General features: G+C 71.1%; 17 protein-coding genes. 7 read left to right on the forward strand and 10 right to left on the reverse strand.

Annotation, left to right across the window (positions count from 1 at the left end):
* Positions 1 to 58: 58 nt before the first annotated feature.
* Together ACWDN5_RS11915 and ACWDN5_RS11920 are read right to left on the reverse strand one after the other, a co-directional pair.
* Positions 59 to 1,474, reverse strand: coding sequence for a M1 family metallopeptidase (locus tag ACWDN5_RS11915; RefSeq protein WP_449676211.1), 1,416 nt, complete (start codon positions 1,472 to 1,474; stop codon positions 59 to 61).
* Between the two features lie 90 nt (positions 1,475 to 1,564).
* Positions 1,565 to 2,470 (reverse strand): MBL fold metallo-hydrolase, encoded by a 906-nt coding sequence (locus tag ACWDN5_RS11920; protein ID WP_449676213.1) that lies wholly within the window; start codon positions 2,468 to 2,470, stop codon positions 1,565 to 1,567.
* An 87-nt stretch (positions 2,471 to 2,557) separates the two neighbouring features.
* Between ACWDN5_RS11920 and ACWDN5_RS11925 the strand changes: the two genes are divergently transcribed.
* Together ACWDN5_RS11925 and ACWDN5_RS11930 are read left to right on the forward strand one after the other, a co-directional pair.
* Positions 2,558 to 3,436 carry an AraC family transcriptional regulator gene (locus tag ACWDN5_RS11925; RefSeq protein WP_449676215.1) on the forward strand — a complete coding sequence of 293 codons (879 nt, stop codon included), beginning with the start codon at positions 2,558 to 2,560 and terminating at the stop codon, positions 3,434 to 3,436.
* 71 nt (positions 3,437 to 3,507) lie between these two features.
* On the forward strand, positions 3,508 to 4,353 hold the full coding sequence (locus ACWDN5_RS11930) for a hypothetical protein (protein ID WP_449676216.1): 846 nt from the start codon (positions 3,508 to 3,510) through the stop codon (positions 4,351 to 4,353).
* Positions 4,354 to 4,368: 15 nt separating this feature from the next.
* Here the strand turns inward: ACWDN5_RS11930 and ACWDN5_RS11935 are convergent, their stop codons facing one another.
* The 6 genes from ACWDN5_RS11935 to ACWDN5_RS11960 form a co-directional block, all read right to left on the reverse strand.
* On the reverse strand, positions 4,369 to 4,950 hold the full coding sequence (locus ACWDN5_RS11935; protein WP_310975951.1) for a carboxymuconolactone decarboxylase family protein: 582 nt from the start codon (positions 4,948 to 4,950) through the stop codon (positions 4,369 to 4,371).
* Positions 4,937 to 5,275 carry a hypothetical protein gene (locus tag ACWDN5_RS11940; protein WP_449676218.1) on the reverse strand — a complete coding sequence of 113 codons (339 nt, stop codon included), beginning with the start codon at positions 5,273 to 5,275 and terminating at the stop codon, positions 4,937 to 4,939. The genes ACWDN5_RS11935 and ACWDN5_RS11940 overlap by 14 nt, the downstream gene beginning before the upstream one ends.
* Positions 5,276 to 5,327: 52 nt before the next feature.
* Positions 5,328 to 5,567 carry a hypothetical protein gene (locus ACWDN5_RS11945; protein ID WP_449676219.1) on the reverse strand — a complete coding sequence of 80 codons (240 nt, stop codon included), beginning with the start codon at positions 5,565 to 5,567 and terminating at the stop codon, positions 5,328 to 5,330.
* A 109-nt stretch (positions 5,568 to 5,676) separates the two neighbouring features.
* The gene (locus ACWDN5_RS11950) at positions 5,677 to 6,909 is read right to left on the reverse strand and encodes an RNA polymerase sigma factor (protein ID WP_449676221.1); all 1,233 of its coding nucleotides are present in this window, start codon (positions 6,907 to 6,909) and stop codon (positions 5,677 to 5,679) included.
* The gene (locus ACWDN5_RS11955; RefSeq protein ID WP_449676223.1) at positions 6,906 to 7,280 is read right to left on the reverse strand and encodes a YciI family protein; all 375 of its coding nucleotides are present in this window, start codon (positions 7,278 to 7,280) and stop codon (positions 6,906 to 6,908) included. Before ACWDN5_RS11955 ends, ACWDN5_RS11950 begins: the two co-directional genes overlap by 4 nt.
* Before the next feature lie 115 nt (positions 7,281 to 7,395).
* The gene (locus ACWDN5_RS11960) at positions 7,396 to 8,082 is read right to left on the reverse strand and encodes a TetR family transcriptional regulator (protein WP_449676225.1); all 687 of its coding nucleotides are present in this window, start codon (positions 8,080 to 8,082) and stop codon (positions 7,396 to 7,398) included.
* Between the two features lie 75 nt (positions 8,083 to 8,157).
* Here ACWDN5_RS11960 and ACWDN5_RS11965 point away from each other — a divergent pair, with 75 nt between their 5' ends.
* Positions 8,158 to 8,643: an SRPBCC family protein gene (locus ACWDN5_RS11965; protein WP_449676227.1), complete on the forward strand. Its 486-nt coding sequence runs from the start codon at positions 8,158 to 8,160 to the stop codon at positions 8,641 to 8,643.
* Positions 8,640 to 9,020 carry a DUF1304 family protein gene (locus ACWDN5_RS11970; RefSeq protein WP_449676228.1) on the forward strand — a complete coding sequence of 127 codons (381 nt, stop codon included), beginning with the start codon at positions 8,640 to 8,642 and terminating at the stop codon, positions 9,018 to 9,020. The genes ACWDN5_RS11965 and ACWDN5_RS11970 overlap by 4 nt, the downstream gene beginning before the upstream one ends.
* 25 nt (positions 9,021 to 9,045) lie before the next feature.
* Here ACWDN5_RS11970 and ACWDN5_RS11975 read toward each other — a convergent pair whose 3' ends face one another.
* Positions 9,046 to 9,840, reverse strand: a complete 795-nt coding sequence (locus tag ACWDN5_RS11975) for a MerR family transcriptional regulator (RefSeq protein WP_449676230.1) — start codon at positions 9,838 to 9,840, stop codon at positions 9,046 to 9,048.
* Positions 9,841 to 9,918: 78 nt separating this feature from the next.
* Here ACWDN5_RS11975 and ACWDN5_RS11980 point away from each other — a divergent pair, with 78 nt between their 5' ends.
* From ACWDN5_RS11980 to ACWDN5_RS11990, 3 genes are all read left to right on the forward strand, one after another.
* Positions 9,919 to 10,269, forward strand: coding sequence for a nuclear transport factor 2 family protein (locus ACWDN5_RS11980; protein WP_449676232.1), 351 nt, complete (start codon positions 9,919 to 9,921; stop codon positions 10,267 to 10,269).
* Between the two features lie 25 nt (positions 10,270 to 10,294).
* Positions 10,295 to 11,125 (forward strand): SDR family NAD(P)-dependent oxidoreductase, encoded by an 831-nt coding sequence (locus ACWDN5_RS11985; RefSeq protein ID WP_449676234.1) that lies wholly within the window; start codon positions 10,295 to 10,297, stop codon positions 11,123 to 11,125.
* Positions 11,126 to 11,643: 518 nt separating this feature from the next.
* On the forward strand, positions 11,644 to 11,979 hold the full coding sequence (locus tag ACWDN5_RS11990; protein ID WP_449676235.1) for a hypothetical protein: 336 nt from the start codon (positions 11,644 to 11,646) through the stop codon (positions 11,977 to 11,979).
* A gap of 243 nt (positions 11,980 to 12,222) precedes the next feature.
* Here the strand turns inward: ACWDN5_RS11990 and ACWDN5_RS11995 are convergent, their stop codons facing one another.
* Positions 12,223 to 13,389 carry an argininosuccinate synthase-related protein gene (locus ACWDN5_RS11995; RefSeq protein WP_449676237.1) on the reverse strand — a complete coding sequence of 389 codons (1,167 nt, stop codon included), beginning with the start codon at positions 13,387 to 13,389 and terminating at the stop codon, positions 12,223 to 12,225.
* Positions 13,390 to 13,420: the final 31 nt, after the last annotated feature.

The following is a 13,420-nucleotide window of genomic DNA, read 5'->3' on the forward strand; positions in this document are numbered from 1 at the left end:
CACCCTGGCCACCGCGCTCACCGCCGCGACCCTCGCGGCCCGCGGTGCCGACACCGGCTCAGAGGGACGGCTTGCCGGGCTGGTAGAGCCAAGTCCGGAAGAACGAGTCGAGGTCGCGGCCGGTCAGCCGCTCGACGAACCGGATGAACTGCCGCGTCGAGACGTTGGTGTACCGGTTCGCCGACGGCCACTCCTTGAGCACCCGGAAGAAGGCGCGGTCGCCGATCTTCGTGCGCAGCGCGTGCAGGGTCATCGCGCCGCGGTTGTAGACCAGGTCGTCGAAGATGTGGTCACGGCCCGGGTCGGCGACCTGGCCGCTCCAGTCCTCTTCGTCCGCGTAGGTCTTCTCGAACGTCTGCTGCACCGGGACGCCGTTGAACTTCTCCTGGTAGAGCCACTCCGAGTAGGTCGCGAAGCCTTCGTTGAGCCAGATGTCCGACCAGTGCACCGGGGTCAGGCTGTCGCCGAACCACTGGTGGCCGAGTTCGTGGGCGAGCAGGTCGCCGTCGACCTCGCTGGTCTTGTGGTCGTAGACCGGCCGGCTCTGCGTCTCGAGGGCGTAGCCGACGCCGACGTCGGCGAGGATGCCGCCGGTCGAGTCGAACGGGTAGGTCCCGTACACCGACGATTCCCACTGGACGATCTGCGCGGTGGTCTGGTTGAACACCTTGCCCTGGCCGGGTTTCGTGTCGATCGACCGGCCGATCGCGGTGATGTTCGGCAGGCCGCCGGCCGCCACGCCGCGGGTGACGTGGTAATCGCCGATCGCGAGCATGCTCAGCTCGCTGGCCATCGGCCGGTTCATGGTCCAGCGGAAGGTGGTCCGGTGATCGCGGGTGGTGGTGGGCCCGGGTTCGCCGTTGGCCAGCACGGTGAGCCCGGCCGGCACGGTGATGGTCTGGGTGTAGGTCGCCTTGTCGTCGGTGGTGTCGTTGACCGGGTAGTAGGTCGCCGCACCGATCGGCTGGTTGAGCGCGACGGCGCCGTCCTTGGTGGCGACCCAGCCGGAGAGGCCCAGCGCGGGGTCGTCGATCTTCTGCGGCACGCCGGCGTAGGACACCGACACGACGAACGGGGTGCCCTTCCGCAACCCGGACGGCGGGGTGATCACCAGTTCCTGGGCACCGCTGCGGGTGAAGGCGGCGTTCCGGCCGTTCACCGAGAGCTCGCTGATCGTCAGCGGGCCCTGGAAGTCCAGGTCGAAGCGGGAGAGGTTCTGGGTGGCCGTGGCGAAGATCGTGGTGGTCGCGTCGATCGCCTGGGTGCCGGGGTCGTACGCGAGCCGGATGTCGTAGTGGCCGACGTCGTAGCCGCCGTTGCCCATGTCGGGGAAGTACGGGTCGCCGGCGCCCGGCGCACCGGGGGAGAACACCGGCGCCGCCTCGGCCGCCGGGCTCGTCGCGGCCACCAACCCGGCGGACAGGACACAGGAGACGAGCAACAACTGACCACGGCCGCGGCAGACGCCTCGCATCGATCCTCCTCGGCAATCATCGACGCTGAAGCGTAGGTCCGACCCGGCACCCGGATCAACCGAACGCCACGCGCCGGACGCTGAGCTGCTTCAGTCCTCCGCGGCCCAGCGGTGGACGGCGAACCGGCTGCCGTCCCGGCGGACCTCGGCCGCACCCGGTCCCCCGAAGTGCGCGGGGACGACGAGCTCGCCGGTGTCCGCCGCGCGTTCGAGGATCGCGCGCCGGGTGGTGGCGGCCTGCCGCGGGTCTTCGCAGAAGCAGCTGCTGTGCTCCGGGGCCACGATCTGGGCGGGGCTGTGCAGCAGGTCCCCGACGAACACCGCCCGGTCCGCGCCGGAGGACACCCGCAGCACCGACGAGCCGGGGGTGTGGCCCGGCGCGGCTTCGAGGGTGAGGTTGCGGTCGAGGCGGTGGTGGTCTTCCCACAGCTCGGCCCGGCCGAGCACGGGCGCGACGCTGTCGGCGTAGACGAGCAGGCTGCCTTCGCGGCGAAGCTGCTCGTGCGGGGTGCGCGGGGCGGGACGGCGATGGGCGTTGCCCGGGGCGAAGTACACCTGGTCGACGCGGGGGATCAAGTAGGTGGCGCGGGGAAAGGTGGGCACCCAGTCGCCGTTGCGCAGCTCGGTGTTCCAGCCGACGTGGTCGTAGTGGATGTGGGTGTTCACGACGACGTCGACGTCCTCGGGCCGGACGCCGGCCGCGGCCAGCCGCTCGAGGAACGGTGTCGCGAGGTGGTCGAACAGCGGGATCTGCGGCCGGTCCCGGTCGTTGCCGACCCCGGTGTCGACCAGGATCACGCGGCCTTCGCTGCGGAGCACCCAGGTCTGCACGGCACCGCGGTAGCCGCCGGTTTCCGGGTTCCAGTGGTCGGGGGCGAGCCAGCCGGCGTTGGCGGTCCAGAGCTCCGGCGGGCTGCCCGGGATGATCGTCTGCACCGGGGCGATCTCGCCCTGCCACTCGACGACCTTGACGACTTCGACTTCACCGATGTGCATGACGCCACGCTAGGACGGCAAAGCGAGCTTTTCCATGCGTCATCGGCTTGTTCCGATGCTCGATCGTCTCAGGGTTACGCTGTCGGCGTGGACGTGCTCAGTGACGCGATCGCCGCGGTGCGGGTCGGCCGGCCCACGTCGAACCGGCTGCGGGCCGGTCCGGACTGGTGCTACCGCTTCGCGCCGTACGAGGGTGCGGGTTTCCACGTGCTGCTGCGCGGCAGCGGCTGGCTGGTCCCGGACGACGGGGAGCCGGTGACGCTCGGTCCCGGCGACGCGGTCCTGGTGCCGCACGGCAGCGCGCACGTCCTCTCCTCGACGCCGGACGCGGCCGGCGCGGTGCCGTTCGAAACGGCGGTGGCCGAGCCGGCCGGGCGCACCGAGTTCCTGTGCGGCAAGTACCGGCTGTCCCAAGCGCGGCAGCACCCCCTGCTCGCGAGCCTGCCGGAGGTCGCGCACCTGCCCGCCGAGGTCGGGCGCCACCCCGAGCTGCGCGCGGCGATCGACCTGCTCGGGGTCGAGGTGAGCGAGCGGCGGCCGGGCTCGGCGACGGTCCTCACCGGCCTGCTGGACGTGCTGCTGGTCTACCTGATCCGCGCTTGGCTGACCGACCACCCGGACCCGGGCTGGCCGCGGGCGTTGCGGGACCCGGAAGTCGCGGCCGCACTGGAAGCGCTGCACGAGCACCCCGAAGCGCCGTGGCGGATCGAAGACCTGGCCGCCCGGGTCGGCCTGTCCCGGGCCACCCTGGCCCGCCGCTTCACCGCGCTGACCGGCCGGCCGCCGATGGCGTACCTGACCTGGTGGCGGCTCACCACCGCGGCCCGCCTGCTGCAGGACACCGACCTGGCCTTGCCGTCGATCGCCGCGAAGGTCGGCTACGCCTCGCCGTTCGCCTTTTCGCACGCGTTCAAGCGCCAGTTCGGCACCGCGCCGGGCGGATTCCGGGGCGTCGGCCGGACTTGATCGTCGCCGGTCGGCACGTCGGTGCGGGGCACCGGCCCGGCCGGCCGGGGCCGGGCTGGCACACTCAGGCGGTGATCCTCGGATACGTCCTCGCCGTGCTGGCCGCCGTCGCCTCGGGCAGCGGTTCCATCCTGGAGTCGGCCGGGGTCCGGCGGGCCGGTGCCTTCGGCGGCTCGCCCCAGGATCTGGTCGCGCTGCGCCGGCAGCCGCTCTACTTCCTCGGGGTCGGCGTCGATCTGCTCGGGTTCGTCTTCGCCGCCGCGGCCCTGCACCGCCTGCCGCTGTTCCTGGTCCAGTCGGTGCTCGCGTTCAGCGTCGGCGTGACCGCGACGATCTCCGCGATCCTCGGTGTCCGGCTGGCCGGCGCCGGGTGGGCCGCGCTCGGCGTGGGGGCGACCGGCCTGGTGCTGCTCGGCCTGTCCGCGGACCCGGGCCCCGCGCGCCTGTTGCCGCCCGGATGGAAGCTGCTGCTGGTGGGCGTGGCGGTGGTCATCGCGGCGATCGCGTTCACCGCCCAGCGCGGGGACGGCCGCTGGGCGCCGATCGTGCTGGGGTTCTGCGCCGGGCTGGGGTTCAGCACCGTCGGGGTCGCGGCCCGGACGCTCGACGCGTCCGGGCCGGTCTGGCACCTCGCCGTGGAACCGGCGCTGTGGGCGATGATCGCCAACGGGCTCGTCGCGGCGGTGGCGTTCGCGATGGCCCTGCAACGCGGCCGGGCGACCGCGGTCACCGCCATCATGTTCACCACCAACACGGCGGTGTCCTCGCTGATCGGCGTGGCGCTGCTGAACGACCGCGTCCGCGAGGGTTTCACCGCCGCGGCCGTGGCGGGGTTCGTCCTGTCGGTCGCCGGAGCGATCGGCACCGCCCACTACGCGGCCGGCCACCGGACGGAGCCCAGCACTTCCGCTGCGTGAGCGCGCGGGTTCAGGTCAGGCGTAGCCGCGCTTGAGCATCATGCCCGCGGCCTTGTCGAACTCGGCGTCGGACGGGATGGCGAAGCCCAGCGCGTTGGCGTAGCGGGTGACGATGTTGAACACGGCTGCGACCGCGGCCGCGTCTTCGAGCTGCCGCCGCGTCACTCCCGCAGCCAGCGCCGCTCGGACTTGCCCGCTCCCCAGCTCGTCGGGGCGAAGCGTCATGGTCTCCAGAACGGCGAGCGTGGCGCGCAGGGGATCCGGGAGGGGCGCGGAGTGGTGGTCGGCGAGGGCCGCGTCGGCCACCGCCGTGTCCATCCCGCGCACGGCGATGGCCCGGTGCGCCCCGACGCAGAAGGGACACGAGTTCCACTTGGCGACCATCGCGGCCATCAGCTCCCGCTCCGCGACGGACCATCCGCTCGGCCCGCGCATCGCCGCTTGCGTCCACGCGCCGAGCGCCGTCCCGACGAAACCCTTGTGGTAGAAGGCAACCCGGGCCGCGTCCGGGAGACGCGCGCCCAGCGCCAGTGAGATGACCCGGATCAGCATCCTGCTGCGGAGACCGTCGCCGCGTTCGACTTCAGGCAGGCGCATCGGTCGCCTCCGCGATCACCCGCGCGGCGGCGTCCCACCGGGCCAGGCCGGCGCCGACACAGGCGGACATGACGATCTCGAACGCGGCCTTGTCGCTGCCGGCCGCCTGCCGCACGGCGTCGACCTCGGCGTCGGTGACCCGGTAGGAGGCGGCCCCGACCTGCCGGGCCAGCTCGTCGTACGGTTCGGCGACGGGCGGCCCACCCGCCGCGCGGGCCGCGACGGCGGTCCGCAGCGCTGCCTCGGTGATTCCGGTGTCGCCGGTCATCGCCGTGCGCAGCGTTTCCGCGCGACGGCGGTGTGAATCGCCGGGTCCTGTGCTCATCGTGGCCTCTCCGCAGCTGCTGGGATCGAGTCCGGTGTGGACGGTATCGGCTTCAGTTCCGCGCGGCATCCCGGTGCGCCGCGGCGCGGAACCGGTCGAAGTAGCGCGGCCACCCCGAGCCGGCGCCGAGGCCGGCAACGCTTTCCCAGCCTTCGCCGTGCCGGTCGAGCGACCAGCGCGGGCTGATGTCCCAGCTGAGAACCAGCCGCTCCGGCGGCACGCAGACGAGGACGCGCGCCCAGGCGCACCGGCTGCCGTCGGAGCCGACGTCGTACCCGGTGCCGCCGGACATCGACGACGATGCCGGCCTGAACCGAGGTGCTGCTCATGGGAGTGGATCCTTTCGGTGCGTCGTCGGTGGACTCACCGGAGGACGAACGGCTGTCCGGCTTCTCGACAGCTCAGCCCGTGGAGTTTTCGAGCGCTCGGATGCGGCCGGCGAGGTACCGCTGGTCGGCGGGGTTGGTGGCGAGCTCGTGAGCGCGCCGGTACGCCGCGACCGCGTCGCCGGTCCGGCCGAGGCGGCGCAGGAGATCGGCGCGGGCGGCGTGCAGCAGGTGGTAGCCGTCGAGACCGTCGATCCGGTCGATCGAGGCCAGCCCCTCGGCCGGGGTGGTGGCCATGGCGATCGCGACGGCGTGGTTGAGCGCGACCACCGGCGACGGCGTTGCGGCGAGCAGCTGCTCGTACACCGCGGCGATCGCGGACCAGTCCGTCTCCTCGGCCGTCGGCGCCTGGGCGTGCAGGACCGCGATGGTCGCCTGCAGCAGGTAGGGCCCGGACGTCCCGAACCGCAGGGCCCGGTCCAGCAGCCGGACGGCTTCGGCGATCCCGGCACGGTCCCAGCGGGACCGGTCCTGGTCTTCGAGCAGGACCAGGTCCCCGGCCGGCGTGTACCGGGCGGCCGAGCGCGCGTGGTGGACCAGCAGCAGCGCGACCAGGGCGAGGGCTTCCGGTTCGTCGGGCATGAGGGTGGCCACGAGCTTGGCGAGGCGGATCGCCTCCTGTTGCAGGGCGCGGTATTCGGGCTGGTCGCCGCCGGCGGTGTAGCCACGGGTGAAGATCAGGTAGATCACCGCGAGGACGCCGGAGAGCCGCTCGGGCAGCAGGTGGTCGGCGGGGACGTCGAGGCTGATGCCCGCGTCGCGGATCTTGCGCTTGGCCCGCACGAGCCGCTGGGCCAGGGCCGGCTCGGCGATCAGGAAGGTCCGGGCGATCTGCCCGGCGGTCAGGCCGGCCACGGCCTGCAGCGTCAGAGCGACCCGCGCTTCCTCGGCCAAGGCCGGGTGGCAGCAGGTGAAGAGCAGGCTGAGCCGCTCGTCGCCGACGCCGAGCAGGCGCTGTTCGTCGAAGTCCACGGTCGCCGCCTCCGGTGGTGGCGCGAGCCGGGCGAGCTTGTCCCGGCCGGTGCGGGCCCGCCGCAGGCGGTCGATCGCGCTGTTGCGGGCCGCGGTCAGCAGCCAGGCCACCGGGTCGTCGGGTGGCTGGTCGTCCCAGTGGCGCAGGGCGAGCGCGCAGGCGTCCTGCAGCGCGTCTTCGGCGAGTTCGAAGTCGCCCAGCACGCGAACCAGCGCGGCGAGCATCTTCGTCCGGTGCTCGCGGTAGGTCGTCGACAGGACGGCCGCGGCCGTCATGCGCCCGTCGACGGGCGGTGGTCGAGGTCCGGAACCCCGGCGATCGGCCGGACTTCGATCGTGCCGTCGGCGGCCATCGGGCAGAGCGCGGCCAGCTCGAGGGCTTCGTCGAGGTCGCGGCAGTCGAGGACGTAGGTGCCACCGAGGTGTTCGTGGGTCTCGGGGAACGGGCCGTCGGTGATCAGCGTCTTGCCGTCGCGGACGCTGACGGTGGTGGCGGTGTGCTCGCCCTGCAGCGGGTGGCCGGAGACGAACGCACCACGCCGCCGGCATTCCTCGGCGAAGGCGTTGACCCGGGCCAACGCCTCGGGGAAGGCGGGGTCGCCGGGTTCGGGCCGGTCGCAGTTGTAGATCAGCAGCATGTATTGCACGTGTCCTCCAGGCCGTTGTGCCGGGTGCCTTGAAGAGGATGACGAACGGATCGCCCGGAACTCGACAGCCGCGCCGCCCGGGCCGTCGCCGGGTCTCCGGTGCGCTGCCGGCCGGTCAGCTTGGTTTCGCGGGTGCCGGGAAGGTGGCCAGTCCCGCTTCGGCCAGGTGGGCAGCGCGGCGGACCTCGCGGCTGACGGCGTCGATCGCGGCCGGTAGGGGGTGGCCGGGGCGCACGTGGGTCCGGAGGGCCCGGAACTGGACCCGCCACAGGCCGAGGAGCGTTGCCGCGGCGAGCTGGGGTTCGGGGTCGTCGGGGCGCAGCCCGGTCCGGGTGGCGAGTGCTTCGGCGGCGATGTCGACGAACCGGTCGGCGATGTCGCTCTGGTAGGCGCGCAGTGACGGGGTGTTCCGGATCAGGTCGCCGAACTTGCGGTACCGCGCCAGCGCGCGGTCCTGATCGGGGTCGGCGGCGAGACCCTCGGCGAGGCTGTCCCGTTCGTCGTCGAGGATGGTCAGCATCGCGCTGACCGGGGTCAGCGCCGGGTCCGGCAGGTGGGTGCGCAACGCGTCGGCCGTGGCTTCGAGCCGGTCCAGGAGCAGCGCTTCCTTGCTCGGGAAGTAGTTGAAGACGGTCTTTTCGGACACTCCGCACGCCGCGCCGACGTCGGCCACCCGGACGGCGTCGAAGCCGCGTTCGAGGAACATCCGCGCGGCGGTGTCCGACAGCTGCCGGCGCATCATGCGCTTCTTGCGCTCCCGCAGGCCTTCGACGGCCGGCCGGCCGGTCCCCGTTGTCGTCACACGGTCATCCTACTTCAGCCACACGAAAAGTTCTGCTACAGTAATTTTATAGCCACTGAAGTTAAGGAGCCGGCCATGTCCGAGATCCACATCGTCTGCGACTACCCGCACTCGGCCCTGAAGGTCTGGCGCGCCATGACCGACCCGGACCTGATCCCGTACTGGACCTCGACCGGGAAAGGCGCCCGCGCCGTCGGGTTCGAACCGGTGGCCGGGAACAAGTTCCAGTTCGTCGCCAAGCCGATGCCCGGCTGGCGCGGCATCGTCGACTGCGAGGTGCTGGAGGCCCGCGCGCGGGAACTGCTGCACTACACCTGGGTCGGCGCGGAAGGGGAGCCACCCAGCCACGTCCGCTACCGGCTCGAACCCACCGCCGGAGGAACCCGCTTCACCTACGACCACACCGGGTTCACCGGCGTCGGCGGGTTCGCCATGGCCAAGCTGCTCGGCGCGGTCCGCACCAAGATGCTCACCGTCGGCGTGCCCGCCCTGCTGGCCGAACTGGACGAGACCGGCGCGCTGCTCCCGGACGCGCCCCTGCGGCTGACTCGCTCCCGATGAACCTCCCCGCCCAGCTGTTCGCGCTGGCCGCGGCGCTGACGCACCTGTGGATCTTCACGATGGAAAGCGTCCGCTTCGGCCGCCCCGAAGTGCACGCCATGTTCGAGGTGCGCGCGGCGGATCTCGACGTCGTCCGCCCCTGGGCGTTCCACCAGGGTTGCTACAACGCACTCCTGGCCCTGCAGGTGCTCGCCGGGCTGACCGCGGCCCACGCGGGCGCGCTCGCGGCGGGCCGAGCCCTCGTCCTGGCGGCCGGTGTGTCCATGCTCGCGGCGAGCGTGGCACTGATCGCCTTCGACCCCCGCCGGGCGCGGATCAAGGGCCTGATCGGCCAGGGCGCCCCCGCCCTGGCCATCCTCGTCGCCCTGATGACCTGAGCCGCCCGGGAAGCGAACCGCGTCTTCAGGTGACGCGGAAGACCGGCCAGCCGATCTCGGTGCGCCACGCCGCGGGATCGCCGGTGTCACGAGGGCCGACGGCGTAGACCTCCCGCACCGGCCCGGCCACCGACATCGCGTTCTCCACCACCCAGGTCCCGAGTGCGCCGTAGGTGACCTCGACGCCGTCGTGCTCGCCGACGTGGGTGGTGACGGCCAGTTCCGCGGCCGGAAGGACCGCGGGGTGCACGCGCCCGGTGCGGGGCGGCGCGGCGGTCGGCAGGTAGACGAGCGCGTGACCGCGCTCCTGTTCGAAGAGGGCGTTGTCGTAGCAGCCGCCCGGCGGTCCGGTCACGGCGTCGCCGACGGCCGCCTCCAGCTCGGCCATCGCGCCGGCGAACCAGGCCTCGACGTCGCCGTGCCCGACCACGGCCTCGACCGCCGCGACCGTCCGGGCGGGCTCCGCGCGCAGTTCGACGTCGATCGGCGCCGGGTCGGGCTGGAGCAGGCGCCGCAGCGACACGACCGCCGCGCGGGTGCGGTCGAGCACGTTCTCGAGGCGTTGCAGGTGGTCCGCGACCAGGGCCGCGCGGACACCGGGGTCGGGGGTCCGCAGGATGCGCTGCACGTCGTTCAAGGGGACGTCGAGTTCGCGGAGCCGGTGGATCACCTGTGCGATCGGGATCTGGTCGAGGCCGTAGTAGCGGTAACCGGTGGCCTCGTCCACCACGGCGGGCTCCAGCAGGGCCGCCTCGTGGTACCGGCGCAGGGTCCGCACGCTCAAGTGGGTCAGCCGCGAGAACTCGCCGATGCTCAGCATGCCTCCATCCTGGACTCTCTCCCCGGGGGAGAGTCCACGGCTTGACCCTCCCGCGCCGCGAGCTCACACGATGGATTCATGACACAGCACACTGATCTGCTCCCGGCCACCGTGCGCGAGTTCCTCGCCGCCCACATCGCCCGCGACGCCGGCACCGCCTCGTCGTTCCTCACCGAGGACGCGGTGCTCGTCGACCAGGGCGAAACCTTCCGCGGCCGGGAGAAGACCCGCGCGTTCCTGCGGGACGCCGGATCCGAGTTCGAGTACACGACCGAGCAGATCGGCGCTCGCCGCGTCGACGACGCCCACTGGGTGGTGACCGTGCGGCTCGAAGGCACTTTCCCGGGTGGCGTCGCCGAGCTCGACTACCGGTTCGCGTTGCGGGACGGCCTCATCGCCGAACTCGTCATCGCCAACCACACCGCCTGACCGTCGATCTTGAATGGAGAAAATCATGAAGACTTGGTTCATCACTGGTGGGACGCCCGGGGGGTTCGGTCTGGTCTACGCCGAGGCCGCACTGGACCAGGGCGATCGAGTCGCGGTGACCGCGCGTCGGCCTGCTGAGCTGCGGGAATGGGCTGAGCCTTACGGCGACCGCGTGCTGGTTCTCGAGCTCGACGTCACCGATGCCCAGCAGGTGCGTGCGGCGGTCAAGGCGGCGGAGGAGCGGTTCGGAGGAATCGACGTGCTCGTCAACAACGCGGGCCGCGGCTGGTTCGGCTCGATCGAAGGGGCCCCTGACGAGACGATCCGCCGCACGTTCGACCTCAACCTGTTCGCCGTGGTCGACGTGGTGCGTGCGGTCCTGCCGGGTATGCGGGCACGCGGCGGCGGCTGGATCGTGAACATGTCGTCGGTGGCGGGCCTCGTCAGCGCGCAGGGGTTCGGCTACTACTCGGCGGCGAAGTTCGCGGTCGAAGGACTGTCGGAGACGCTGCGGCTCGAGGTCGAGCCGTTCGGTGTGCGGGTGCTCGTCGTAGAGCCGGGAGCAACCCGCACCAAGGCCTTCGCCGGCTTCCAGGACCAGCCCGTCAACGAGGTCGTCGACGCTTACGTGCCGATGGTCGAGAGCGTCAAGGCGGCGTTCGTGGACCACAACGGCAAGCAAGAGGGCGATCCCGTGCGGGGAGTGCAAGCCGTGATCAGCGCGATGAACGCACCCGTTCCGCCGCGCCGGATCGTGCTCGGCAACTCCGGCTACGACGTCGTCACCGCGATGCACGAGAACGCCCTCGTGGAGCTACGCGCCAACGAGAAGCTTTCACGCAGCACGGACTTCTAGACCGAGTCTCAAGGTCGGGGCTGCGCGGGTGCGCTGCAATGAATGGTCGATCCGTTGTTGCAGCCGCTGGTCGGCATGAGAATGCGTACGGACCGGTCGTGGTGGGTCTGTGCATCTGGATGCTGGCCGGCGGTGGCACCACCGTTGGGGTCAACGCCTCGTTGTTCGCAGCCTGGTGTGGGAGGTCGTTGTGGCGTGGGTGGAGCAGCGCGGCAGCAGGTCGTGACGCGTGAGATATCGGCGGACGATCGAGAGCTATCGGAGTTGGCTGCGGTGTCACATCTTGCCGAAGTTCGGGGGCCTGCCGTCGGGTGCGATCACGGCGCTGGGTGTGACCGAGTGGGCTCGGGAGCTGGAGCGAGCCGGTTCCGCACCGTCGACGGCGAGTTCGCAGCTGAACCTGTTGTCGATGCCGCTGGCCGACGCGGCCGATGAGCGGCTAATCCCGTTCAATCAGGTGTCGGCGGAGGCGTCGTGGTCGACGGTCGCGGCGGGCGGTACCGGAGAGGATCTGGGCGATGCCGGAGCAGGTGGTGCGGATCGCCGAGCAGACCGGTCTGCTCGGCGGCCCGATCGCGCGGCTGCTGATCATCACGGCGGCGTGGACCGGTTGCCGGTGGGGCGAACTCGCCGGGCTGCACCGCGACAACGTCGACCTCCGACGCGGCGTGATCGTGATCGATCCGCTGGTGGGTGCGCTTCATGAGTCGGGGTCCATGCGGTGGCTGGGGCCGCCGAAGACCCGGGCCTCCGCCCGGACGATCGCGCTCCCGCCGTTCCTGGTCGCTGCTGCTCGGCGTCGTCCAACGAACTACGCCCCGCAGCGTCGGGTCGGTGCGTCAGCAACGCGCTGAACACCGCACCCATCGACGTGCCAGCCAGCAGCTTGTCAGCCGGCGGGTCGCGCACGGCGTGACCCGCACGCTGCTCGATGTTTGGCCCAGCCGATCACTCCGTCCTTCAACCGGAAGCCCCGTTGAGGGGGCGACGCGGTCTGGCACGCGTGGAAGTCGGGCCTGACGACCTCATGCCCGGCGGCGTGCATGCGATCCGCGGCACTCAGTTTCACTGGCCACGGTATTTGGCTGATCTCGGCATCACCACGCGGACACCGAGGTCGCTTCCCAAGTTTCACGGTTTCTCACGTACAATGGGCGCTCGGCGCGGATCGATACCACTTCCGCGCCGTGGCCGGAAAGCTCGAACATCACCGTGCCCGTCACCGCCATCCGGACGTAAGAGATGAAGGCTTGGGCGGCGTGCCGGAGGCTGCCGAACCATCGGCCTTCGAGCGCCTCCCGGACCCAAATCTGCTCCAAGGCCATCTTTTCGCGGATGGTCTCCGCTTCGACTGTCGCCGATTCCAGGTGCCGGTAAGCCCGCAGAAGAACCTCGGCCGCGGGCATCTCGCGCACTTCCAGCACCTTTGCTCCGGAGTCCAGGTGTTCCAGGCCACTGTACCGGCCGAGTCCGAACGCGCCGGCGATCCGGTTGAGTCGGTCGATCAGTTCGATCCCCCCGACGGCTTCGCCATCCAAAGCAACGGGGATGCCCTCTCGGAAGGAAAGCGAGATGATCTGGTCGCCGGCGGCCGGATCCGCGCGGCTCCACTTGTAGAATTCAGCTGGAGCGGCGAACCCTTCGGGGTCATCGAGCAATCCCGACTCGAATTCGCGGCACCACAGATTGCAGTCAGAGCTGAGCGCGCGGTCGGAGAACAGATCGATGCCGGCGCTCTTCAAGTCGAATTGCTTTTGAGCGCGCTGGACGGCCGACGCGTCGTAGGGGGATCCGAACTTGCCCATGAAGCCGAGGGTTCCGATGGCGCCGTTGATCCGGCGCAACGTGTTCTGCGAGCGGCTAGCCGTGTGCAAGATGGCTTCGGCGCCGACCTGCCGTGCGAGCCGCACCCCTTCCCGGGCGATCAACGGACGGGTGAGTGATGAGCTGATCGGATGGAGACCGAGGTAGATCGCTTGTGCCTGGATCGCCGGGAACACGAACTCGCTCACCAGCTCCGCGCGCCGGTCGATCACCTCCAGCCGGGCACCGAACTGCTCGCAAAGTGCCGCGGCCTTCTCGGTGTCGACGAAGTCGCCGAGCTCGACGACCAGTGCGGTGATGTCCCGGAAACCTCGCTCCGCCAGCATGAACAGCAGGTGGCTGCTGTCCAGGCCGCCGCTGAACAGGGTGACGACCGGTGCCGAGACGTCGAGCTCGACGGTGAGGTCCTCGACGCGTCGGACGGTGGGGACGATCGACATGTTCACGTCCTGACTTGGCTCTGATGACGGG

This window comes from Amycolatopsis sp. NPDC003731, assembly GCF_053586895.1.